Origin of the sequence: Azospirillum sp. A1-3 (genome assembly GCF_023806445.1) — a bacterium.
In the GTDB taxonomy this organism is placed as follows: domain Bacteria; phylum Pseudomonadota; class Alphaproteobacteria; order Azospirillales; family Azospirillaceae; genus Azospirillum.
On sequence record NZ_JAMSLU010000001.1, the window covers coordinates 694,842 to 715,892 of the forward strand.

Annotated in this window: 22 protein-coding genes and 1 pseudogene; 19 read left to right on the forward strand and 4 right to left on the reverse strand. The window is 67.8% G+C overall.

The features are described from left to right. Positions 1-68: 68 nt before the first annotated feature. The 17 genes and pseudogenes from M5E06_RS03295 (at position 69) to M5E06_RS03375 (ending at position 14,873) form a co-directional block, all read left to right on the forward strand. The gene (locus M5E06_RS03295; RefSeq protein ID WP_252137147.1) at positions 69-893 is read left to right on the forward strand and encodes a TIGR00282 family metallophosphoesterase; all 825 of its coding nucleotides are present in this window, start codon (positions 69-71) and stop codon (positions 891-893) included. 172 nt (positions 894-1,065) lie between these two features. Then, a complete protein-coding gene (locus M5E06_RS03300) occupies positions 1,066-1,818 on the forward strand; it encodes a YebC/PmpR family DNA-binding transcriptional regulator (RefSeq protein ID WP_109154954.1) in 753 nt (250 codons plus the stop codon). Positions 1,819-1,899: 81 nt separating this feature from the next. Then, positions 1,900-2,364, forward strand: a pseudogene (gene ruvC / locus M5E06_RS03305) (crossover junction endodeoxyribonuclease RuvC); the annotation flags it as partial. 159 nt (positions 2,365-2,523) lie between these two features. Next, entirely contained in the window at positions 2,524-2,928 is a 405-nt protein-coding gene (locus M5E06_RS03310; protein WP_286208695.1) for an endonuclease domain-containing protein, read from the forward strand. After that, positions 2,925-3,551 carry a Holliday junction branch migration protein RuvA gene (gene ruvA, locus M5E06_RS03315; protein WP_252137148.1) on the forward strand — a complete coding sequence of 209 codons (627 nt, stop codon included), beginning with the start codon at positions 2,925-2,927 and terminating at the stop codon, positions 3,549-3,551. Before M5E06_RS03310 ends, ruvA begins: the two co-directional genes overlap by 4 nt. Next, a complete protein-coding gene (gene ruvB, locus M5E06_RS03320; RefSeq protein ID WP_252137149.1) occupies positions 3,548-4,633 on the forward strand; it encodes a Holliday junction branch migration DNA helicase RuvB in 1,086 nt (361 codons plus the stop codon). The genes ruvA and ruvB overlap by 4 nt, the downstream gene beginning before the upstream one ends. Continuing rightward, positions 4,626-5,114: a tol-pal system-associated acyl-CoA thioesterase gene (gene ybgC, locus M5E06_RS03325; protein WP_252137150.1), complete on the forward strand. Its 489-nt coding sequence runs from the start codon at positions 4,626-4,628 to the stop codon at positions 5,112-5,114. Before ruvB ends, ybgC begins: the two co-directional genes overlap by 8 nt. A gap of 57 nt (positions 5,115-5,171) precedes the next feature. Then, positions 5,172-5,903, forward strand: coding sequence for a protein TolQ (tolQ, locus tag M5E06_RS03330; RefSeq protein WP_109074591.1), 732 nt, complete (start codon positions 5,172-5,174; stop codon positions 5,901-5,903). A gap of 3 nt (positions 5,904-5,906) precedes the next feature. After that, positions 5,907-6,389, forward strand: a complete 483-nt coding sequence (locus M5E06_RS03335) for an ExbD/TolR family protein (RefSeq protein ID WP_109074590.1) — start codon at positions 5,907-5,909, stop codon at positions 6,387-6,389. Between the two features lie 16 nt (positions 6,390-6,405). Beyond that, positions 6,406-7,611 (forward strand): cell envelope integrity protein TolA, encoded by a 1,206-nt coding sequence (gene tolA / locus M5E06_RS03340; protein ID WP_252137151.1) that lies wholly within the window; start codon positions 6,406-6,408, stop codon positions 7,609-7,611. Positions 7,612-7,613: 2 nt separating this feature from the next. Next, positions 7,614-8,966 carry a Tol-Pal system beta propeller repeat protein TolB gene (gene tolB / locus M5E06_RS03345; RefSeq protein WP_109074588.1) on the forward strand — a complete coding sequence of 451 codons (1,353 nt, stop codon included), beginning with the start codon at positions 7,614-7,616 and terminating at the stop codon, positions 8,964-8,966. A gap of 148 nt (positions 8,967-9,114) precedes the next feature. After that, the gene (gene pal, locus M5E06_RS03350; RefSeq protein ID WP_109074611.1) at positions 9,115-9,585 is read left to right on the forward strand and encodes a peptidoglycan-associated lipoprotein Pal; all 471 of its coding nucleotides are present in this window, start codon (positions 9,115-9,117) and stop codon (positions 9,583-9,585) included. Between the two features lie 248 nt (positions 9,586-9,833). Beyond that, positions 9,834-10,691, forward strand: a complete 858-nt coding sequence (gene ybgF, locus M5E06_RS03355) for a tol-pal system protein YbgF (RefSeq protein ID WP_252137152.1) — start codon at positions 9,834-9,836, stop codon at positions 10,689-10,691. Further along, positions 10,679-12,043, forward strand: a complete 1,365-nt coding sequence (gene tilS / locus M5E06_RS03360; protein WP_252137153.1) for a tRNA lysidine(34) synthetase TilS — start codon at positions 10,679-10,681, stop codon at positions 12,041-12,043. Before ybgF ends, tilS begins: the two co-directional genes overlap by 13 nt. A gap of 82 nt (positions 12,044-12,125) precedes the next feature. Then, positions 12,126-14,063, forward strand: a complete 1,938-nt coding sequence (gene ftsH, locus M5E06_RS03365; protein WP_109074586.1) for an ATP-dependent zinc metalloprotease FtsH — start codon at positions 12,126-12,128, stop codon at positions 14,061-14,063. Positions 14,064-14,202: 139 nt separating this feature from the next. Then, positions 14,203-14,499: a type II toxin-antitoxin system ParD family antitoxin gene (locus M5E06_RS03370; RefSeq protein ID WP_252137154.1), complete on the forward strand. Its 297-nt coding sequence runs from the start codon at positions 14,203-14,205 to the stop codon at positions 14,497-14,499. Then, the gene (locus M5E06_RS03375; RefSeq protein ID WP_252137155.1) at positions 14,496-14,873 is read left to right on the forward strand and encodes a type II toxin-antitoxin system RelE/ParE family toxin; all 378 of its coding nucleotides are present in this window, start codon (positions 14,496-14,498) and stop codon (positions 14,871-14,873) included. The genes M5E06_RS03370 and M5E06_RS03375 overlap by 4 nt, the downstream gene beginning before the upstream one ends. A gap of 55 nt (positions 14,874-14,928) precedes the next feature. Here M5E06_RS03375 and M5E06_RS03380 read toward each other — a convergent pair whose 3' ends face one another. Next, positions 14,929-16,092: a hypothetical protein gene (locus M5E06_RS03380; RefSeq protein WP_109153571.1), complete on the reverse strand. Its 1,164-nt coding sequence runs from the start codon at positions 16,090-16,092 to the stop codon at positions 14,929-14,931. A gap of 135 nt (positions 16,093-16,227) precedes the next feature. Then, positions 16,228-17,076: an enoyl-ACP reductase FabI gene (gene fabI, locus M5E06_RS03385; protein WP_109153572.1), complete on the reverse strand. Its 849-nt coding sequence runs from the start codon at positions 17,074-17,076 to the stop codon at positions 16,228-16,230. Between the two features lie 118 nt (positions 17,077-17,194). On the opposite strand from fabI, the gene M5E06_RS03390 reads away from it, so the two are divergent. Continuing rightward, positions 17,195-18,565: a YihY family inner membrane protein gene (locus M5E06_RS03390; protein ID WP_252137156.1), complete on the forward strand. Its 1,371-nt coding sequence runs from the start codon at positions 17,195-17,197 to the stop codon at positions 18,563-18,565. A gap of 151 nt (positions 18,566-18,716) precedes the next feature. Here M5E06_RS03390 and M5E06_RS03395 read toward each other — a convergent pair whose 3' ends face one another. Together M5E06_RS03395 and M5E06_RS03400 are read right to left on the reverse strand one after the other, a co-directional pair. Continuing rightward, the gene (locus M5E06_RS03395; protein WP_252137157.1) at positions 18,717-19,679 is read right to left on the reverse strand and encodes a DnaJ C-terminal domain-containing protein; all 963 of its coding nucleotides are present in this window, start codon (positions 19,677-19,679) and stop codon (positions 18,717-18,719) included. A gap of 63 nt (positions 19,680-19,742) precedes the next feature. After that, positions 19,743-20,216, reverse strand: coding sequence for an RT0821/Lpp0805 family surface protein (locus tag M5E06_RS03400; RefSeq protein WP_109074578.1), 474 nt, complete (start codon positions 20,214-20,216; stop codon positions 19,743-19,745). A gap of 198 nt (positions 20,217-20,414) precedes the next feature. Here M5E06_RS03400 and pdxH point away from each other — a divergent pair, with 198 nt between their 5' ends. Beyond that, positions 20,415-21,023 (forward strand): pyridoxamine 5'-phosphate oxidase, encoded by a 609-nt coding sequence (gene pdxH, locus M5E06_RS03405; RefSeq protein ID WP_136705368.1) that lies wholly within the window; start codon positions 20,415-20,417, stop codon positions 21,021-21,023. Positions 21,024-21,051: the final 28 nt, after the last annotated feature.

Here is a 21,051-nt window from a genome sequence, read left to right on the forward strand (position 1 = left end):
CGATCGGATTCACGCTTCAAATCGATACCGATTTTACGCGATCCGATCCAATCGGGAAGGTTGGGGCGATGCGGATTCTGTTCTTCGGCGATGTGGTGGGCCGGGCCGGGCGCGAGGCGGTGCTGGCGCACATGCCGATGCTGCGCGAGAAGCTGGACCCTGACCTGACCGTTGTGAATGGCGAGAATTCCGCCGGCGGCTATGGCGTCACCGTGAAGATCGCCGAGGAGTTCTTCGAGGCCGGCATCGACGTGGTGACGCTGGGCAACCACACCTGGGACCAGAAGGAACTGGTTTCCACCATCGAGCAGCAGCCGCGCATCATCCGCCCGCTGAACTACCCGGAGGGCACGCCCGGCCGCGGATTCGTCCTGCTGCAGGCGCGCGGCGGGCGCAAGGTGCTGGTCATCAACGTGCTGCTGCGCCTGTTCATGGAGCCGATGGACGATCCCTTCGCCGCGGTGGACCGGGTGCTGAAGGCGCACCGCCTCGGGCCGGGGGGCGTCGATGCCGTGCTGGTCGACATGCATGGCGAAGCGACCAGCGAGAAGATGATCATGGGCCATTTCTGCGACGGCCGTGCCTCGCTGGTGGTGGGCACCCACAGCCATGTGCCGACCGCCGACCATATGGTCCTGCCGAAGGGCACCGCCTATCAGTCGGACGCCGGCATGTGCGGCGATTACGACAGTGCCATCGGCATGAAGAAGGAGGTGGCGCTGGCCAAGATGGTGCGCAAGCTGCCGACCGAGCGGCTGTCCCCGGCGGAAGGCGAGGGCACCGTCTGCGGCTGCTACGTCGAGACCGACGACCGCACTGGGCTGGCCGTACGCATCGAGCCGTTGCGCATCGGCGGGCGGCTGAGCCAGACTTTGCCGGAACGGATTCAGTAGGGCGTTCACAGCTCGACCCCGGCCGCGCCGCAATCTCGCCATATTGACTTTCTAATCCCGTGGGTGTCGTCTCCCGCGCCGAAAAGGTGCGGTGGGGCGGCAGACCTGTTACATGTGTCGTGCGCTCACCCCGCCCGATTGACCATTTTCCGTTTCGAGGCTCGTTCGACCCATGGCCGGTCATTCCCAGTTCAAGAACATCATGCACCGCAAGGGCGCGCAGGACGCCAAGCGGTCCAAGATCTTCAACAAGCTCGCCCGCGAGATCACCGTCGCCGCCAAGAGCGGTCTGCCCGACCCGGCGGCCAACCCGCGCCTGCGCGCCGCCATCCTGGCCGGACGCGCGCAGAACATGCCGCGCGACCGCATCGACCGCGCCATCAAGCAGGGCACGCCCGGCGGCGGCGACGACGCGAACTATGAAGAGGTTCGGTACGAGGGCTACGGCCCCGGCGGCGTCGCGCTGATCGTCGAGGCGCTGACCGACAACCGCAACCGCACCGCCGCGGAAGTGCGCTCCAGCTTCACCAAGTACGGCGGCAGCCTGGGCGAGACCAACTCGGTCAGCTTCATGTTCAGCCGCATCGGCGCGATCTATTACCCGGCCGCCGCGGCGGATGCCGACGCCGTGTTCGAGGTGGCGCTGGAGGCCGGTGCCGACAACGTCGAATCCGACGAGAACGGCCACGAGGTCACCACCACGGTCGAGAATTTCGGCGCGGTGCGCGACGCGCTGGAGGCCAAGTTCGGCGGTGCGGAGAGCGCGCGTCTGACTTGGCGACCGCTGAACACCGTCGCCCCGTCCGAGGATGCCGCGGCCAGCCTGCTGAAGCTGCTGGACGTGCTGGAGGACAACGACGACGTCCAGGTGGTCGAAGGCAACTTCGACATCTCCGACGAGCTGATGCAGAAGCTGACCGCGTAAGCTGAACGCTGGTCTTGCAGGCGGAGTGCGGGTGCCGTGTTTGCGCGGGCAGGACGAACTGAGGCGGCGGTGCCTTCGCCGGTGCGGCTGCTGGGGATCGACCCCGGCCTGCGCCACACCGGCTGGGGCATCATCGACGTGGCGGGCAACCGCCTGAGCCACGTCGCCGACGGCGCCGTGCATTCCGACGACTCCTGCCCGCTGGCCGAGCGGCTGGTGCAGCTCCACGACGCGCTGTCGGCGGTGGTGGAGCGCTACCGCCCCGACGAGGCGGCGGTGGAGGAGACCTTCGTCAACAGCAACGCCGTCTCGACGCTGAAGCTGGGGCAGGCCCGCGCCGTGGCCCTGCTGGTGCCGGCCCAGGCCGGGCTGGCGGTGGCGGAATACGCCAACAACATGGTGAAGAAGGCGGTCGTCGGGCAGGGCCGCGCCGAAAAGGCGCAGGTCCAGACGATGGTGCGCCTGCTGCTGCCCGGCTGCGAAATCGGCAGCCCGGACGCCGCCGACGCGCTCGCCGTGGCGATCTGCCACGCGCACCACCGCGCCAGTTGGACAATGTGGCGGCGGAATGCCGAACCGATGCGACAAACCCTCTCCCCCCCCGGGAGAGAGGAGGGTGAGGGGGACGCGCGGCGTGCCTCTCCCAAGACTCCACGCGGTGCCTCCCCCTCACCCCGACCCTCTCGCCGGGGGGGAGAGGGGGATATGGCGAGCATCGCAAAGGCGAAGCCCACTGACTACATAACGGGGCGGCCGCGCGATCTGCGGATGAACGCCACGGATGTGGAAAAGATCGTCTGGCAGAAGCTGCGCAATGCCCAGCTCGGCGCGAAATTCCGGCGGCAGGAGCCGATTCTTGGCTTCGTCGCCGACTTCGTCGCCCATGACCATCGCCTGATCATCGAACTGGATGGCGGCCAGCATGCCGAGCAGCGCGCCGCCCATGACGAGAGGCGGGCGCGCATGCTGGAGCAGGCCGGCTTCCGCATCCTGCGCTTCTGGAACACCGACGTGATCGACAACCTTGACGGCGTGCTGGAAACCATCCGCGCGCGTCTCGAAGAGACCCCCATTCTTCGCAGCCAGCCCTCGGGCCGGGAGTTCCCATGATCGCCAAGCTGACCGGCATCGTCGATTCCACCGGCACCGATTGGGTCGTGCTCGACGTGAACGGCGTCGGTTACCTGCTGTCCTGCTCCAACCGCACCCTGTCGCGCATGGCGGTGGGGGAGCGGGCCTCGCTGGTGGTCGAGACCTTCATCCGCGAGGAACGCATCGTCCTGCACGGCTTCGGCGATCAGGCGGAGCGGGAATGGTTCAAGCTGCTGACCACCATCCAGGGCGTCGGCGCCCGGCTGGCGCTGTCGATCCTGGGCGTGCTCGATCCCGACCAGCTGACCCGCGCCATCGCCTCGCAGGACAAGACCGCGCTGGTGCGCGCCGACGGCGTCGGGCCGAAGGTGGCGGCGCGCATCCTCAACGAGCTGAAGGACAAGGTCGGCAATCTGGCGCTCGGCCCCGCGGCGACCGCGGGTGCGCCGGCCGGCAAGGGCGCCCCCGCCGCCGTTCCGGGCGCCAGCCCGGCGCTGGCCGACGCGGTGTCGGCGCTGGTCAATCTCGGCTATGGCCGGTCGGAGGCCTTCGGCGCGGTCGTCGCCGCCGGGCGCGTGCTGGGCGATGACGCCGGCGTGTCCGATCTGATCCGCCAGGGCCTCAAGGAACTGAGCCAATGAGCGACCCCAATTCCGACCGTCTGGTCCAGCCGGGCCAGGGGCAGGGCGACTCATCCGAGTCGTCGATCCGCCCGCTGACTCTCGCCGAGTTCATCGGCCAGCGGCAGGCGCGCGAGAACCTGTCGATCTTCATCCAGGCCGCCCGCTCCCGCAACGAGGCGCTGGACCATGTGCTGCTGTTCGGGCCCCCCGGCCTGGGCAAGACCACGCTGGCGCAGATCGTGGCGCGCGAACTGGGGGTGGGGTTCCGCGCCACCTCCGGTCCGGTCATCGCGCGGGCCGGCGATCTGGCGGCGCTGCTGACCAATCTGCAGCCGCACGACGTCCTCTTCATCGACGAGATTCATCGCCTTAATCCCGCCGTGGAAGAGGTGCTCTATCCCGCCATGGAGGATTTCCAGCTCGACCTCATCATTGGCGAAGGCCCGTCGGCGCGGTCCATCCGGATCGATCTGCCGCCCTTCACCCTTGTCGGCGCCACGACGCGCAGCGGCCTGATCACGCGCCCCTTGCGCGAACGCTTCGGCATTCCAGTGCGCCTGCAATTCTACGAGCCGGACGAGTTGGAGCTGATCGTGCGCCGCGCCGCGGGCGTGCTGGGCATGGGCATCACGCCCGAGGGCGCTCGCGAGATCGCCAACCGGTCGCGCGGAACGCCGCGCGTGTCGGGCCGGCTGCTGCGCCGGGTGCGCGATTTCGCCGCGGTCGCCGGCGTGGAGGAGGTCGACAAGCGAGTCGCCGATGCCGCGCTGACCCGGCTGGAGGTCGACCGGCTCGGGCTGGACAGCATGGACCGCCGCTATCTCGGGCTGGTCGCCAACAACTATGGCGGCGGACCGGTGGGCGTCGAGACGCTGGGTGCCGCTCTGGGTGAGCAGCGCGACGTGCTGGAGGAGGTGGTCGAACCCTACCTGATCCAGCAGGGCTTCCTGCAGCGCACGCCGCGCGGGCGCATGCTGACCGACCAGGGTTTCCGCTATCTCGGCCTCAACCCGCCGAACGCGCCGCTCCGTCAGCTCGACCTGCTGGACCGGGTTCCCGACCCGACCGAAGGCGCCACGGACGAGGGCGACGATGAGTAACGTCGCTCCTTCCCTCTCGGGCCGGTTCGCGGAGGACGGCACGCACCGTTATCCGCTGCGGGTCTATTACGAGGACACCGACGCCGGCGGCATCGTCTACCACGCCAATTACCTGCGATTCGCGGAGCGGGCGCGGACGGAGATGCTGTACCTGATGGGCTTCCGTCAGAAGGAGATGGCGGAGGGTTTGGGCGATGTCACAGGTGTGTCATTTGCGGTACGGCGCCTGACCATCGATTTTGACGCCCCTGCCAAGCTGGAGGACACGCTTGAAGTGGAAACCCGAATCGTCGATATCCGCGGAGCCTCCTTCGCAGTTGCACAAGTCATTCGCCGCGACGGTCGCGTGCTGGCGCGCGCCGACCTGCAGCTGGTGACGATCAACCGGGCCGGGCGGGCCGTGCGCCTTCCCGAACCGGTGAAAGCGGCGATGGAGTCGCTGTATGCAAAGCAAAGCTCCTCGACGCCTGCCCACCCTTAATCGACCGTTTCCCTTCCACATCCCCGTGCCAACAGCGCAACCGCGAGACTGACTGCGATGGACGCCCTGCAAACCGCCCAACTGGCCGGCAACGCCGCCACGACGGCACATGAGATCACGATCCTCGGCCTGTTCTGGCAGGCCGACGCGGTCGTCAAGATCGTGATGATGATGCTTGTCGTCGCCTCGATCTGGTGCTGGGCGATCATCATCGAAAAGCTGATGCGGATCCGCCGCCTGAACGCCCAGGCCGACTCCTTCGAGGAGGCCTTCTGGTCGGGCGGGTCGCTGGACGCGCTGTACGACCGCATCGGCCAGACCCCGGCCGACCCGATGGCCGCGACCTTCGCCGCCGGCATGCGCGAATGGCGCCACGCCGCCGACCGCGGCATCGCCGGCACCATGAAGGGCTCGCTGCAGCAGCGGGTCGAGCGGGTGATGGCGGTGACCATCGGCCGCGAGATGGCGCGGGCCGAACGCTACATGACCTTCCTGGCCTCGGTCGGCTCGACGGCGCCCTTCATCGGCCTGTTCGGCACGGTGTGGGGCATCATGAACTCCTTCACCTCGATCGCCGGCTCGGGCAACACCAGCCTCGCCGTCGTGGCGCCGGGCATCGCCGAGGCGCTGTTCGCCACCGCCATGGGCCTGCTGGCCGCCATCCCGGCGGTGCTGTCCTACAACAAGTTCTCCACCGACCTCGGCCGCTACGCCGACCGGCTGGACACCTTCTCGGGCGAGTTCTCGGCGATCCTGTCCCGCCACCTCGAGGAGCGGGGAGCCGCCTGAACCATGGCCGGACAACTCGCAGGCAAGTCCCACGGACGCGGCAAGCGCCGGGGCTATCGCGCGATGGCCGAGATCAACATGACGCCGTTCATCGACGTCATGCTGGTCCTGCTGATCGTCTTCATGGTGGCCGCCCCGATGCTGACCGTCGGCGTGCCGGTCGACCTGCCCAAGACCAACGCCGCTCCGCTGGAGCAGCAGAAGGACCCGCTGTTCGTCACCGTGCAGACCGACGGCCGCGTCTTCGTCCAGGAGACGCCGGTCGAACTGGGCAACATGGTGCCGCTGCTGATCGCGGTGACCAACAACAACCCGGAAGCCCGCATCCTGGTCCGCGGCGACGCCAAGATCGCCTACGGCAAGATGCTGGAGGTGATGGGCACCATGAGCGCCGCCGGCTTCAAGAAGGTCGGTCTGGTCGCCGAGATGCCGAACGGTCCGACCGCGTCCAGCGCGCGGGTCGGCGCGCCCAAACCGGCGCGTTGAGGCGGGCGGAACTCCCATGCGCAAGCCCCTGATCGCCTCGGCGGTGCTGCACGTCGCGCTGGTCGCGCTGATGGTGCTCGGCATGCCGCCCAGCGATCGCAAGCTCGAAATCGCCTCCTCGATTCCGATCGAGATCGTCGACATCGGTGAGGTCACCCAGGCCGCCCGCGTCGAGAAGGGCGAGCCCAAGCCGGCCAACGCCGCGCCGCGCCCGCCGACGCCGGAAGCCAAGCCGGCGCCCGAGCCGCCGGACGAGGAGGACGAGCCGCCCCCACCGCCCCCGCCGCCTGCGAAGACGCCGGAGCCGCCGAAGGTCGCCCAGGTGCCGCCGCCCCCGCGCGAGCCGACGCCGCCGCCCAAGCCTGCCCCGACCCCTCCCCCTCCGCCGCCACCACCCCCGCCGCCTCCGCCCCCGGATCCGGCGCCGTCGCCGACTCCGAAACCGCCGGAGCCGCCCAAGCCCGAGCCGCCGAAGCCGGAACCGCCCAAACCGGAACCGCCGAAGCACGAGCCCAAGCCTGAGCCTCCGAAGCCGGAACCTCCGAAGCCTGAGCCGCCCAAGCCTGAGCCGAAGAAGCCTGAGCCTCCCAAGCACGAGCCGAAGCCGGAACCGCCCAAGGCGGAGCCGAAGAAGCCGGAGCCGGCGAAGGAGGTCGCGAAGGCCGAGCCGAAGAAGGCGGAGACGCCGGCCAAGCAGCCGGAGAAGCCGTCGGCCAAGACCGACCCGCTGTCCGACCTGCTGTCGAACGTCGGGAAGATCAAGCCGTCGGACAACCCGAAGGCGGACGGCAAGGCATCGGCCAGCGCCAACAGCGACGCCAAGCCCAGCCAGAAGACCGCCTCGGCGGCGCCGGCCGGTGCGGCGAAGGCAACCAACGGCCCCGACAAGCCGTTCAAGCCGTCGGGCCGCGCGCTGGACGCCATCCGCGGCCAGTTGAGCAAGAACTGGAACTTCGACAGCGGCCGCAAGGACGCTGGCTCGATGCAGATCGAGATCCACGTCGAGGTCGGCCGCGACCACAGCGTGATCCGCGCCTGGATCGACGAGAAGTACAAGTCGCGCTACATGTCGGACGCCGCCTTCCGGGCGTCGGCCGATGCGGCGGTGCGCGCGGTCAAACGGTCCAGCCCGCTGGACCTGCTGCCCAGCGAGTTCACGTCGCAGACTTATGAAGACTGGCGCTTCATCGTGTTCAATTTCGACCCGAGGGACATGTTCTGACCATGACGACGAAGACGAGGCTTCTGTTGAAGCTGGCCGGGGCCACCGGCGCGCTTCTCCTCTCCCTCGGCGTTGCCGCTCCGCAGGAGGCGCGCGCCGAGTTGCGCATCGACATCACGCGGGGCGTGTCCGAGCCGCTGCCCATCGCGATCACCAGCTTCGCCGGTGCGGGCGGACGCGATGCCCAGCTGGGCGCCGACATCTCCAAGGTCATCTCCGCCGACCTGGAGCGGTCCGGCCTGTTCAAGCCGCTGGACCCGCGCGGCTTCCTGCAGACGCCGGAGCAGCTGCGCAGCGGCGAGCCGCGTTACCCGGACTGGAAGGCGCTGGGCGCCCAGGCGCTGGTCGCCGGCAACACCACGACGGGCGGCGACGGTCGCATGAAGGTGGATTTCCGCCTGTGGGACGTGGCCGCCGGCCAGTACATGCAGGGGCTGAGCTACAGCGCCTCGCCGCAGGAATGGCGCCGCATCGCCCACATCGTGGCCGACGCCATCTATAAGCGCCTGACCGGCGAGGACGGCTATTTCGACACGCGCATCGTCTATGTCGCCGAATCCGGCCCGGCGAACGCGCGCAAGAAGCAGCTGGCCATCATGGACCAGGACAGCGCCAACCATCAGTTCCTGACCGACGGACAGACCCTGGTCCTGACGCCGCGCTTCTCGCCGACGTCCCAGGAAATCACGTACATGTCGTACTTCAACAAGAAGCCGCGCGTGTACCTGTTCAACATCGACACCGGCCGCCAGGAGGTCCTGGGCGACTTCCCCGGCATGACCTTCGCCCCGCGCTTCTCGCCCGACGGCAACAAGGTCATCATGTCGATGGCCCAGAACGGCAACACCGACATCTACACGCTGGACCTGCGCACCCGCCGCCAGACCCAGCTGACCGACGCGCCGGGCATCGACACCGGTCCCAGCTATTCGCCGGACGGCCAGCGCATCGTCTTCGAGTCGGACCGCGGCGGCACGCAGCAGCTCTATGTCATGGGCGCCGACGGATCGGGCGTGAAGCGGCTGACCTTCGGCGAGGGCCGCTACGGTACGCCGGTGTGGTCGCCGCGCGGCGATCTGATCGCCTTCACGCGCCAGCGTGGTAGCAGCTTTGCAATCGGCGTAATCCGTCCGGATGGAACCGGGGAACGGATCCTGACCGAAGCCTTCCACGTCGAGGGGCCGACCTGGGCGCCCAACGGCCGTGTTCTCATGTTCTTCAAGGACTTGCCGACGGGTGACGGCCGTGGCCGCAATGCCCAGCTGTACAGCATCGACATCACCGGCGCCAACGAACGTCGCGTGAGCACCCCGGTCGGCGCGTCGGACCCCGCGTGGTCGCCCTTGATTCCCTAGTGGAGTAGCCCTATTTTGCGGCGGCGCGGGAGCAATGCTCAAGACAAAGGTCGGACGTCGTCTTTTCGTCGGGGATTGGCGAAAAGAAGCGGCTCTCGTGCTGACTAGTCCGGCCACTCAACAATTGTCGTTCAAGGGGTCCCTGAACATGCGCATGAAGTTCCTCGCCCTCGCCGCGGTTGCCCTGCTCGCCGCTTGCGAATCCACGCCGAACGACGCCGCCAACGGCGCCAACACCGGTGCCCAGCAGACCTCGGTCCGCCCGGGCTCGGCGGAAGATTTCGTCGTCAACGTCGGCGACCGCGTCTTCTTCGGCCTCGACCGCTTCGACCTGTCGCCGGAGGCTCGCGCCACCCTCGACCGTCAGGCCAAGTGGCTGCAGACCTACGGTTCGGTCACCGTGACCGTCGAGGGTCATGCCGACGAGCGCGGCACCCGCGAGTACAACCTGGCCCTGGGTGAGCGCCGCGCCAACTCGGTGAAGAACTACCTGGCCGCGAAGGGCATTCCGGCCGGCCGCGTCAACGTCGTGTCCTACGGCAAGGAGCGTCCGGCCGTTGTTGGCTCGAACGAGGCCGCCTGGTCGCAGAACCGCCGTGGCGTGACCGTCGTCAACTGATGACGCCGGTCCCCGCCTGACGGGGAATTGGGAAAAGGCGCCGCCGCCGGGCAACCGGGGCGGCGCCTTTTTCTTTTCGGCGGGCGGTATCCTCCGGCTTGTTTGACGGCCGGAATCCCGGCGCTGTCGGTTCTTTTGCGCCGGTGCGCAAGTTCTGCTAAACAGCGGCCATCGCGTCGCCTTTTTCGTTCGCCATGGTCGCCGTGGGTGTTTCCCCCGGCATCAGATCTCCTCAGGATCCCACGCGCATGACCAACATCCGTCCCGTCGCCGCCCTGCTGCTGGGTGGCATGCTCGCGGCAAGCCCCGCCCTGGCCCAGTCGAAGGGGCAGATCGAGCGGCTGCAATCGCTGGAAACCCAGGTTTCGGCGCTGGGCGGTCCGGTGGAGGTGGCGCAGCTGTCGCCCTCCGTCGCCGCCGATTTCGAGATCCGGCTGCAGAACCTGGAGCGCGCCATCCAGGACCTGACCGGCAAGTACGAGGAATCGACTTATCAGGTCACCCAGCTGCGCGAGCGCCTGGAGAAGGTGAACGCCGATGTCGATTTCCGCCTGAAGGAGCTGGAGAAGGGCGGGGGCGCCATGGGAGGTGCCATGGGCGGCGGCGCCATGGCCGATGCCGCCCCGTCGAAGCCGGCGAAGGCCGCCGCCGACGAGAAGAAGCCAGCCGACAAGCCGGCGCAGACCGCCGCAGCGAATCCGCCTTCCACCGCCGGCCTGTCGCCGGAAAAGCAGTATGAACAGGCGTTCGAACTGCTGCGCAACTCCGACTATGACCGGGCGGAGAAGGCGCTGCAGGAGTTCATCGCCAAGAACAAGTCCCACGCCTATGCCGGCAACGCGCAATATTGGCTGGGCGAGAGCTATTACGTCCGCAACCGCTTCCCGGAAGCGGCCCAGGCCTTCGCCGAGGTGCTGTCCAAGTACCGCAGCAACCCGAAGGCGGCCGACAGCCTGCTGAAGCTGGGCATGACCCTGCAGCAGATGAACAAGAAGTCGGATGCCTGCACCGCCTTCAACCAGCTGCTGACCAAGTTCCCCGAAGCATCGGCCAGCGTGAAGCGCCGCGCCGATACGGAGCGCAAGCGCATCAATTGCCCGGCCTGATGGGCGGGACCGGCGACTCCGATCCGGTATCGCGGGAGGAGTTCGCCCGTGCGATGGCGGCGCTGGGCGGATTCGAACCGGCGCCGGCCGTTGCCGTTGGGCTTTCCGGCGGCGGCGACAGCATGGCGCTGGTTCTGCTGCTGCGGCATTGGGTCGCAGAGCGGGGCGGAAGCCTGCTGGCGCTGACCGTCGACCACGGCTTGCGGCCCGAATCGGCCGACGAGGCGGCGACGGTCGGGCAGACGGCGGCCCGACTCGGAATTCCTCACCGTATCCTGCGCTGGGACGGGGAGAAGCCCTCGGCCGGATTGCAGGCGGCGGCCCGGGCGGCGCGGCACCGGCTGCTGGCGGCGGCCTGCGATGAGGCGGGCATCCTGCACCTGGCGCTCGCCCACCATCGCGACGATCAGGCGGAGACGGTGCTGTTGCGGCTGGCCCGCGGCTCCGGCATCGATGGGCTGGCCGGCATGGCCGCTGTGCGCGCCGACGGGGCGGTGCGGGTGATCCGGCCGCTGCTGAACTTTTCCCATGACCGGCTGCTGGCGACCTGCCGCGCCGAGGGTGTCGACTGGATCGAGGACCCGTCCAACCGCAATCCGCGCTTCGCCCGCGCCCGGCTGCGCGCCGCCGTCGATCTGCTGGGCGGGGAGGGGCTGGACGCCATCCGATTGGGCGAGGTCGCCCGCCGCGCCGGACGGGCGCGGGCAGCGCTGGAACAGGCGACCGCCGGGCTACTTGCCGAGGCGGCGATCCTTCATCCGGAAGGCTGGATCACGCTGGCTCCTGCACCGTTGCTGGACGCGCCGGCGGAGATCGCGCTGCGGGCGCTGGCCCAGGCACTGGCTGCGGTCGGCGGGCCGGCCCATCCCGTGCGCGACGAGGCGCTGGAGCGGCTGCTCGGCGCTCTGGCGGACGGGCAGGGCACGACCTTGGGCGGCTGCGTGGCGCGGATGCGGCGGGGCGCCGTCATGGTGGCGCGCGAGCCGGTTGCCGCAATGGAGCGGCTGAGCGTGCCGCCGGGCGGGCGGGTGCTGTGGGACGGCCGCTTCGACCTGCGGGTGTCGCCGCGACATGGCAAGCCCGTTATGGTCGCTGCGCTGGGGGCGGCGGGCTGGCGCGAATGGGTGGCCCGGCTGGCGCCGGAGAGGGTGCCCGATCTGCCGGTTCCGGTGCGGGAAACGCTGCCAAGCCTTTGGTCGGGAACGGAATTGCTTGGCGTACCAATGGTTGGCGGACGATACGGGTCAGACGCGGATGGACAGGTCCCGATGGACCGCGCGATCTTCCGTCCGCTTTCGTCGTTGGGAAGACCAGCTTTTACGGTTGTTTCGGACCGGCGCGGCATTATTTAATCAGGGAACGTGCCCGTAGGAGTCCGGGGTGCGGCCTTGTCGGCGCACCGCATGGCGATGGGTTCGCAGAAAGGCGTGTGACGTGAACAATTTCGGCAAGAACCTCGCGCTCTGGATCATCATAGGGCTGCTGCTCGTGGCCCTGTTCAATCTGTTCCAGAGTTCTTCCACCCGCAGCCCGCAAACGACCGTTCCGTTCAGCGAGCTTCTCGCCGAAGTGGACCGGGGCCAGGTTGCAGACGTGACGATCAAGGGCAACCAGGTTTCGGGCCATTTCTCGGACGGCCGCTCCTTCAGCACCTATGTCCCGCCCGAAGCGGGGCTGGTGGAGCGCCTGACCAACAAGAATGTCCGGATCAACGCGGTCCCCGATGACAGCAACGTGCCGTCGCTGTTCTCGGTGCTGCTGTCCTGGTTCCCGATGCTTCTGCTGATCGGCGTCTGGATCTTCTTCATGCGCCAGATGCAGTCCGGCGGCGGCAAGGCCATGGGCTTCGGCAAGTCGCGGGCTCGCCTGCTGACTGAAAAGGTCGGCCGCGTGACGTTCGACGACGTCGCCGGCATCGACGAGGCCAAACAGGAGCTGACGGAAATCGTCGAGTTCCTGAAGGACCCGCAGAAGTTCCAGCGGCTGGGTGGCAAGATCCCGAAGGGCTGCCTTCTGGTCGGCCCGCCGGGTACCGGTAAGACGCTGACCGCCCGCGCGGTGGCCGGCGAAGCCAATGTGCCGTTCTTCACCATTTCCGGTTCGGACTTCGTCGAAATGTTCGTCGGTGTCGGCGCCAGCCGCGTCCGCGACATGTTCGAACAGGGCAAGAAGAACGCCCCCTGCATCATCTTCATCGACGAAATCGACGCGGTCGGCCGCCATCGCGGCGCCGGCCTGGGCGGCGGCAACGACGAGCGTGAGCAGACCCTCAACCAGCTGCTGGTCGAGATGGACGGCTTCGAGGCGAACGAGGGCGTGATCCTGATCGCCGCGACCAACCGTCCGGACGTTCTCGATCCCGCGCTGCTGCGTCCGGGCCGCTTCGACCGTCAGGTCGTGGTGCCGAACCCCGACGTGCTGGGCCGCGAGAAGATCCTCAAGGTCCACATGCGGAAGGTCCCGCTGTCGCCGGATGTCGACGCCAAGGTCATCGCCCGCGGCACCCCCGGCTTCTCCGGCGCCGATCTGGCGAACTTGGTGAACGAAGCAGCGCTGCTGGCCGCCCGCATCGGCAAGCGCGTCGTCGGCATGAACGAGTTCGAGAACGCCAAGGACAAGGTCATGATGGGTGCGGAACGCCGCTCCATGGTGATGACCGAGGACGAGAAGAAGCTGACCGCCTACCACGAGGCCGGCCACGCCATCTGCGCCATCCACTGCGCCGACAGCGACCCGGTCCATAAGGCCACCATCATCCCGCGCGGCCGTGCGCTGGGCATGGTGATGCGCCTGCCGGAAGGCGACCGCATCAGCCTGTCGCAGGCCAAGCTGCTGGCCGACCTGACCGTCGCCATGGGCGGCCGCATCGCGGAAGAGCTGATCTTCGGCAAGGAGCGGGTGACCACCGGCGCCTCGGGCGACATCAAGATGGCGACCGAGATGTCGCGCCGGATGGTGACGGAGTGGGGCATGAGCGATAAGCTCGGTCCGCTGCTCTACGGCGAGCCGACGCAGGAGGTGTTCCTGGGCCATTCGGTGACCCAGCACAAGAACATGTCCGACCGCACCGCCCAGCTGGTCGACGAGGAAATCCGCCGCATCGTGGACGAGAGCTACGACCGCGCCCGGACCATCCTGACCGAGAACATCGACCAGCTGCACACCCTGGCCAAGGGCCTGCTGGAGTACGAGACGCTGAGCGGCGACGAGATCAACCGTCTGCTGCGCGGCGAACCGATCCTGCGCGACGACGACCGCGAGACGATGGCCGTCCCGCCGCGTCCGACCACCGGCACCGGCCGCCGGTCCTCCGTCCCGCCCAGCACCGGGCAGGAGAGCGGCGGCATGGGTCCGGAACCGCAGGGCACCTGACGGTTCGGGGTTCCGAAATGAAGAAGGCGGCGCTGCGAGGCGCCGCCTTTTTTGTTGGGCTTGCCGATGCTCCGTGGCGGGAGATTGACGGCGTCCGGGGTTGGTATCAAACTTTGCTACCAGGAAGTGGAGAGGTGTCATGACCGGCCGGAACTTCAGCCTGACGGACCGCTTGAGCGATTTCATCGACCAGCAGGTCGAGCATGGGCGCCATCAGAACGCCAGTGAGGTCGTTCGCGAGGCGCTGCGCCGCTATCAGGACGATCTGGAGGCGGAGCAGGCTAGTCTTGCCGCCATTGGCGCCATCGCCCGCAATGGCATCGCTGCGATCGAGCAGGGCGACTTCCGTCTGGTGCAGGGCGAAGAGGGACGGCGCGACCTGCTGGCGGACCTGAATCGCCGTGCCGCCATGCGTGCGGCCGCCAGACGGGGATGACGGTGACCGCCTTCCGCCTTTCCGGTCCGGCGGAAGCCGAACTGGACGATATCCTGGACTGGAGCGAGCGGAACTTCCACGAGGTTGGTCGGATGCGCTATGCGGCGCTTCTCGTCCAGGCTATGCAGGATATCGCCGACGATTCGCGACGTCATGGCATCGAATGGGTCCAGGCGGCCGGGCTTCGGGTCGGGCTTTACCACAGCTGGCACAGTAGGACCCGCATCGCCGATCCGGCCGAGCGAATCCACGCGCCGCGTCACCTGATCGTCTTTCGGGTCGCAGCCGATGGCAGTGTCGATATCCTGGGCTTCGTCCATGAGAGCATGCTGCGCGGCCGTGCGCTCAGCAGGATTGTTCGGGCGAATGGCTGATTGGGATCCCCGCCGCCTGATGGCCCAACAGGGTTTCAGGCGGCAGTGAAATCCCTCAGAGCGAGCCCTTCTGTTCTCGGCGGCGGTCCAGCGCGACGTCGAACTGGCGCAGCAGCTTCTGCATGCCTTCGAAGTACAGCTTGCGCGACGGCGTGTTCTTCATGCAGCGGGCGTCCAGATGGGCGACGCTGGTGAGGGCCGAGACGCAGTAGCCGAGCAGCCAGTAGCGCGAGCGGATGCTGCGCAGGTAATCGCGGAAGGGCTCCGGCTGGCCGTTCATGAAGCTGCTGAACGACGTCTCGTAGTCCGACAGGATGGTGCGAATGTCGAGCAGCGTGGTTTCCAGCAGCTTGCCCACCCGCTCGATGTGCATCAGCAGCTGGGTCTCGTAGGGCTTGTGCATGCGGATGTCGACCGGGATGCAGTCGCGCGACTTCAGCCAGGTCAGGATGGTGCGGGCGCGGGGCGCGATGCGGCGCAGCTGGTATTCGTAGAAGGTCGTGCCCTTCCACGCGCTGAAGATGGTGTCGGCCTCCGACCGCTCGATGCCGAAGGCGGAGACGAACAGGCCGGCCTCTTCCAGGTTGGGGTTCCAGATCGCCTCCAGGAAGCGCTCGATGCTTCCGGCGCTGCCCTGGCTGCCGGACAGCGCCTTGCGGACGATCGGCTCGATGCGGGCGCGGATCAGGCGGCGGAGCTGGTGGTCCTCCTCGTTGGAGATCAGCCAGTGGCGCGGGTCGACGTTGACCTTCTCCGCCTCGAAGCAGGTCTTCAGCAGGAAGGCGTCGAGCGACGGAACGTCGTCGATCATCTGCAGCATCTTCATGTCGCCGATGATGCCGTTTTCCTGCGGCCCGTGCTTCAGGCCGAACTGCTCCTCCAGCAGGGTCGCGCTGTTGCGGCCGCGCAGATAGATGGCGATGCCGCCGGCCTCCGGCGCACGGGCGTTGTGGGGCACATAGATGCCGGTCTCGACCGGACGCTCGCCGCCTTCCAGTTCCTCGTCCTCGGCGATGGGATCGCCGCCGTCGTCCTCGCGGTCGTCGAAGTTCGGGTATTTGAACAGGATGCAGTTGTTCAGGCCCTGGGCCTTGAACATGCGCTGCTCTTCCGGAATCTCGCGCGTGATGGCGATGAGATTCATCGACACGCTGGACCCGCCATAGAGGATCTGCTCAAGGATCGGAGAAACCGAGTCCATTTTCTTGCGAGCGCGCATGAATATTACCCAAATCCGCGAATATTGCGCAAATCATAAACGCCGTTTTTGCAAACGCAAAGAGGGATCGGCGTACCGATCCCTCTCCTCGTCATGCGATTGCGGGCGCCGTTCTCTGGCTCAACCGACTGGATTTCAGCCGGCCTTCGGCGTGCCGCCCAGCGAGCCCAGCAGGCTGGCGACCTCGGCCGCCTCGTCCACCGCGACCATGCCGACGGTGTGATAGCCGCTGTCGACATGCATCACCTCGCCGGTGACGCCGCTGCCGAGATCGGACATCAGGAACAGGCCGGCGCCGCCGACCTCCTGGATGGTGACGTTGCGCTTCAGCGGGGCGTTCAGCTCGTTCCACTTCAGGATATAGCGGAAGTCGCCGATGCCGCTGGCGGCCAGAGTCTTGATCGGACCGGCGGAGATGGCGTTGACACGGATGTTGCGGCCACCCAGATCGACGGCCAGGTAACGCACGCTGGCCTCCAGCGCCGCCTTGGCGACACCCATCACGTTGTAATGGGGCATGACGCGCTCGGCGCCATAGTAGGATAGAGTGAGCAGGCTGCCGCCGTCCTTCATCAGCGGCACGGCGCGCTGCGCCACCGCGGTGAAGGAGTAGCAGGAGATGTCCATGGTGCGCAGGAAGTTGGCCCGCGTCGTGTCCAGGTACAGCCCGTCCAGTTCGTTCTTGTCGGAAAAGGCGATGGCATGAACCACGAAGTCCAGCCCGCCCCACTCCTTCTCGATGGCGGCGAAGGTCGCGTCGATGCTCGCCTCGTCCGTCACGTCGCAGGGCAGGACGAGCTTGGCGCCGACCTGATCGGCCAGCGGCTTCACCCGCTTCAGCAGCGCATCGCCCTGATAGGTGAAGGCAAGCTCCGCCCCGTGCTGGGCCAGGGTGGAGGCGATCCCCCAGGCGATCGAACGATCGTTGGCCACGCCCATGATCAGGCCACGCTTGCCGGCCATGAGCGGCATCGGATTGGACATCGGAACCTCGTGAACGACGGATGTGCAGCGGGACGAGCCGCGAAAAGTGGGGCGCATCCTACACGAAAGCGCCCACCGGTCAAACCGACGCGGGCGGTCCCGCCGCAGGAGGCGTCGCATGGCTCACCCTAAGGACACGGAAGGCCGCGAGGAGGAGGAGCGCAGCCGCATCCTGAGCGGTCTGAGGGAGCTTGGCGGCTTCTTCGGCCACTCGATGCTGCGCTTCTACAACGACAACTGTTTCCAGACCGCGGCGGCGCTGACCTACACCTCGCTGCTGGCCATCGTGCCGATGATGACCATCGGCTTCGCCATCTTCTCCGCCTTCCCGGCCTTCAGCGCGCTGCAGCTGCGCATCCAGACGGCTCTGGTCAAGAATCTGGTGCCGGAGATCGGCGACGCGATCCTGGAATATCTCGGCCGCTTCATGGCGAACGCCGGGCAGATGCCGATCTTCGGCGTGATCGGGTTGGCGGTGTCGGCGGTGCTGCTGATCTGGACCATAGAGGGGTCCTTCGCCACCGTCTGGCGCGTGCGCGAGCCGCGATCCTATGTGACCCGCATCCTGTCCTTCTGGGCGGTGGTGTCGCTGACCCCGCTGTTCGCCGGCGCCAGCCTGTCCCTGTCCAGCACGCTGTGGACCGCGCTGGAGGTGGCGCATCTGCAGGGCGTGGTCCACCCGCTGGCGGGGATCGGCATGCTGCTGCCGTTCGGATTGCAGTTGCTGGGCTGTACGCTGCTGTATCTGGTGATCCCGAATCGCGACGTGTTCTGGCTGGACGCGCTGTGCGGCGGCGCCATCGGCTCGATCCTGCTGGAGGGGTCGAAGGCGATCTTCGGCTGGTACATGCGCGAATACCCGGCCTACCAGACCATCTACGGCGCCCTGTCGGTGGTGCCGATCTTCCTGTTCTGGCTCTACATCGCCTGGTCGACGGTGCTGTTCGGCGCGGTGGTCGCCGCATCCCTGCCGGAATGGCGGGCGGGCAAGGTCACCCGCGGCGGCATGGAGGGGCTGCTGCCGGCGCAGCGGCTGGCGCTGGCGCTTGCCGTGCTGCATGAGCTGATGGAGGCGAGCCGGCTGGGCGTCGGCATGCGCCGGCGCACGCTGGTCGGCCGGGTGCCGGTGGGCACGCTGCTGATCGACGGCATTCTGGAACAGCTGCGCGACGCCCATTGGGTGGCCCACACCACCCGCGATGCCTGGGTGGTGACCCGCGACATGGGCGAGGCGACTCTGCTGGAGCTGTTGAAGGCGCTGGGCATCGGCATGCGCGGCTCGGTCCACGGTCTGGGCGGGCTGGACCTGCCCTGGCAGGAGCGCACCGCCCGCCTGCTGGACGCCGCCGAGGCGCGGCAGAGCGACCTGCTGAACGTGCCGCTGAAGACCCTGCTGAACGACGATCTGCCGCCGGAGGGGCAACCGGCCGGGCAGGGTGCCGGGCAAGGTGGCGCCGGGCCGGTGCCGTTGCGGGCGGTGAAGAAGTGACGCTGCGGGGTGCCCCCTCCCTAACCCTCCCCCTCTTCGAGGGAGAGGGGACTGCCGCCGCTTCGGCAACTACGTCACGCTGACAAGCGTCCTACTCCCTCTCCCACCGAAGGTGGGGGAGGGATGGGGAGGGGGCCGTGGAAAGGGAGCCTTACTCCAGCCCCGCCTTCTTGCGGACGTCGTAGCTGCGGGTCTTGGCCCATTGTTCGACGAATTTGACCAGTTCGGCGTCGGGCGGGTCGGGCAGGACCACCTTCAGCTTCACATACTGGTCGCCCGGCTGCTTGGTGGCCTGATTCACCACGCCCTTGCCGCGCAGGCGCAGGACCGAACCGGTGTTGGCACCGGCCGGAATCTTCACTGCCACCTTGCCGCTGATCGTCGGCACGTTGACGGTGGCGCCCAGAACCGCTTCGTTCAAGGTGATCGGCACCTCGACATGGATGTCGCTGTCCTGCCGGGTGAAATAGGGGTGCGATTCGACATGCACCTCGACGATGGCGTCGCCGTTGGGCATGCCGCCCATGCCGGGCAGGCCCTGGCCCTTCAGGCGCAGCTTCGTTTCGTTCTCCGTCCCGGGGGGGATGGCGACGTCGATGCTTTTGCCGTTGGACAGGTTGATCCGGCGCTTCGACCCGTTCGCCGCCTCGATGAAGGGGACGGTGACCGAATAGGAGATGTCGCTGCCCCGCACCCGCGGCCCGGCGGAGCCGCCGGCTCCCGCACCCGCACCCGCTCCCGGCCCGCCGGGGCGACGCCGGCCGCCGCCGAACAGGTCGGAGAACCAGTCGTCGCCGCCACCGAAGAACGTGTCGTCGGCGGTGCTGCTGTAGGCCCGGCCGCGGCTGCCGGAGCGGCCGCGCGAACCGAAGCCCGCGTGCCGTTCCTGCCCCGACGGGTCGATCTCGCCACGGTCGTAGCGGGCGCGCTTCTCGGCATCCGACAGCAGCGTGTAGGCGGCCGAGATTTCCTTGAACCGCTCCTCGTTGGCGGCGTCGCCCGGCTTTAGGTCCGGATGATGCTGCTTGGCGAGCTTGCGGTATGCCTTCTTGATGTCGTCGGCACTGGCGGACCGGCTGACGCCGAGAACGCTGTAGGGATCGCGCGTAGCCACGGGCAGAGGGTTCCCGCCCCAGGGGGGCTCAGAGGTTGCGAGTGCGGGGTGCTGGTCGGCGAGTTACGAGTTGCCGATGATCTTCCACGTACCGTCGGCCTGTTTGCAAGCGGTTCCGTACGCCTGCTCCGTCCGGCCCTTCACGACGATGGTCTGCTGGAACTCGCGGCAATAGGTGCCGGCGCTGCTGTAGCCGTCGCGGGTGGTGACGATGGTGCCGGAATTGCCCGACTGCGGGTTGTTCCAGTTGATGCGGTCGCCGACCGGGGCGGCGTAGGCCTGGCGTGCGGCGGTCTCGGCATAGCCGGCATCGGCCTTGTCGAGCGAGCTGCCGACCTCCCTGCCGATGAAGGCGCCGAGCAGCGTGCCGACGCCCGTCGCCACCAGCTTGCCGGTACCGCCGCCGATCTGCGAGCCGATCAGGCCGCCGGCGACCGCGCCGCCCGCCGTGCCGATCGTTTCCTTCTGGCCACCCAGCTGGCAGCCGGCCAGCAGGCCGGCGACGATCATGGCCGGAACGACTTTCTTCACGAACATCCTTGCGCCTCGAAAAGGTTGGTTGCCGCGGCACCTTATCGGTGGCTTCGCGGTGGACAGTGATATAAGCGACCCTATGCTTGCTGTGAATTGTGATGAGGCTGTGACCCTTACGCTTTTGCACGGAAGCCCATCCGCGCGCCCTGCCGCGCACAGCCCGGCCGGCGGCGCGGGACACATCGATACAGGACCACAGGCATGACGGACAGCACCGACCGCGACCCTTACGATCTCTTCGCCGAATGGATGAAGGAGGCTGAGCAGAGCGAACCGAACGATCCCAACGCCATGGCGCTCGCCACCGCCGACGCCAACGGCATCCCGTCGGTGCGGATGGTTCTGCTGAAGGGGATCGATCCGCGCGGTTTCGTCTTCTACACCAACACCGAAAGCCGGAAAGGCACCCAGCTGCTGGCGAATCGGAACGCCGCCCTGTGCTTCCATTGGAAGAGCCTGCGCCGTCAGGTGCGGGTGGAGGGGCCGGTGGAGGTCGTCACCGATGCCGAGGCCGACGCCTATTTCGAAAGCCGCCCGCGCGAAAGCCGGATCGGCGCCTGGGCCTCGCTGCAGTCGCGCCCGCTGGAGGGGCGGTGGGAGCTGGAGAAGCGCGTGGCGCAGTTCGCCGCCAAATACGCCATCGGCACCGTGCCGCGGCCGCCGCACTGGACCGGCTTCCGCGTGCTGCCCTCGCGGATCGAATTCTGGCGCGACCGCCCGTTCCGCCTGCACGACCGGCTGGTCTTCCAGCGCGCCGAGGGGACCGACGGCACGCAGACGGGTTGGACCACCGAGCATCTTTATCCCTAACCGGGGCAGGTCAGGCACAAGCCGACGG

Coding starts and splice junctions, on each gene's coding strand:
- M5E06_RS03295 (WP_252137147.1), top strand. CDS start 69: ATGCGGATTCTGTTCTTCGGCGATGTGGTGGGCCGGGCCGGGCGCGAG.
- M5E06_RS03300 (WP_109154954.1), top strand. CDS start 1,066: ATGGCCGGTCATTCCCAGTTCAAGAACATCATGCACCGCAAGGGCGCG.
- M5E06_RS03310 (WP_286208695.1), top strand. CDS start 2,524: ATGGCGAGCATCGCAAAGGCGAAGCCCACTGACTACATAACGGGGCGG.
- ruvA (WP_252137148.1), top strand. CDS start 2,925: ATGATCGCCAAGCTGACCGGCATCGTCGATTCCACCGGCACCGATTGG.
- ruvB (WP_252137149.1), top strand. CDS start 3,548: ATGAGCGACCCCAATTCCGACCGTCTGGTCCAGCCGGGCCAGGGGCAG.
- ybgC (WP_252137150.1), top strand. CDS start 4,626: ATGAGTAACGTCGCTCCTTCCCTCTCGGGCCGGTTCGCGGAGGACGGC.
- tolQ (WP_109074591.1), top strand. CDS start 5,172: ATGGACGCCCTGCAAACCGCCCAACTGGCCGGCAACGCCGCCACGACG.
- M5E06_RS03335 (WP_109074590.1), top strand. CDS start 5,907: ATGGCCGGACAACTCGCAGGCAAGTCCCACGGACGCGGCAAGCGCCGG.
- tolA (WP_252137151.1), top strand. CDS start 6,406: ATGCGCAAGCCCCTGATCGCCTCGGCGGTGCTGCACGTCGCGCTGGTC.
- tolB (WP_109074588.1), top strand. CDS start 7,614: ATGACGACGAAGACGAGGCTTCTGTTGAAGCTGGCCGGGGCCACCGGC.
- pal (WP_109074611.1), top strand. CDS start 9,115: ATGCGCATGAAGTTCCTCGCCCTCGCCGCGGTTGCCCTGCTCGCCGCT.
- ybgF (WP_252137152.1), top strand. CDS start 9,834: ATGACCAACATCCGTCCCGTCGCCGCCCTGCTGCTGGGTGGCATGCTC.
- M5E06_RS03370 (WP_252137154.1), top strand. CDS start 14,203: ATGACCGGCCGGAACTTCAGCCTGACGGACCGCTTGAGCGATTTCATC.
- M5E06_RS03375 (WP_252137155.1), top strand. CDS start 14,496: ATGACGGTGACCGCCTTCCGCCTTTCCGGTCCGGCGGAAGCCGAACTG.
- M5E06_RS03380 (WP_109153571.1), bottom strand. CDS start 16,092: ATGCGCGCTCGCAAGAAAATGGACTCGGTTTCTCCGATCCTTGAGCAG.
- fabI (WP_109153572.1), bottom strand. CDS start 17,076: ATGTCCAATCCGATGCCGCTCATGGCCGGCAAGCGTGGCCTGATCATG.
- M5E06_RS03390 (WP_252137156.1), top strand. CDS start 17,195: ATGGCTCACCCTAAGGACACGGAAGGCCGCGAGGAGGAGGAGCGCAGC.
- M5E06_RS03400 (WP_109074578.1), bottom strand. CDS start 20,216: ATGTTCGTGAAGAAAGTCGTTCCGGCCATGATCGTCGCCGGCCTGCTG.
- pdxH (WP_136705368.1), top strand. CDS start 20,415: ATGACGGACAGCACCGACCGCGACCCTTACGATCTCTTCGCCGAATGG.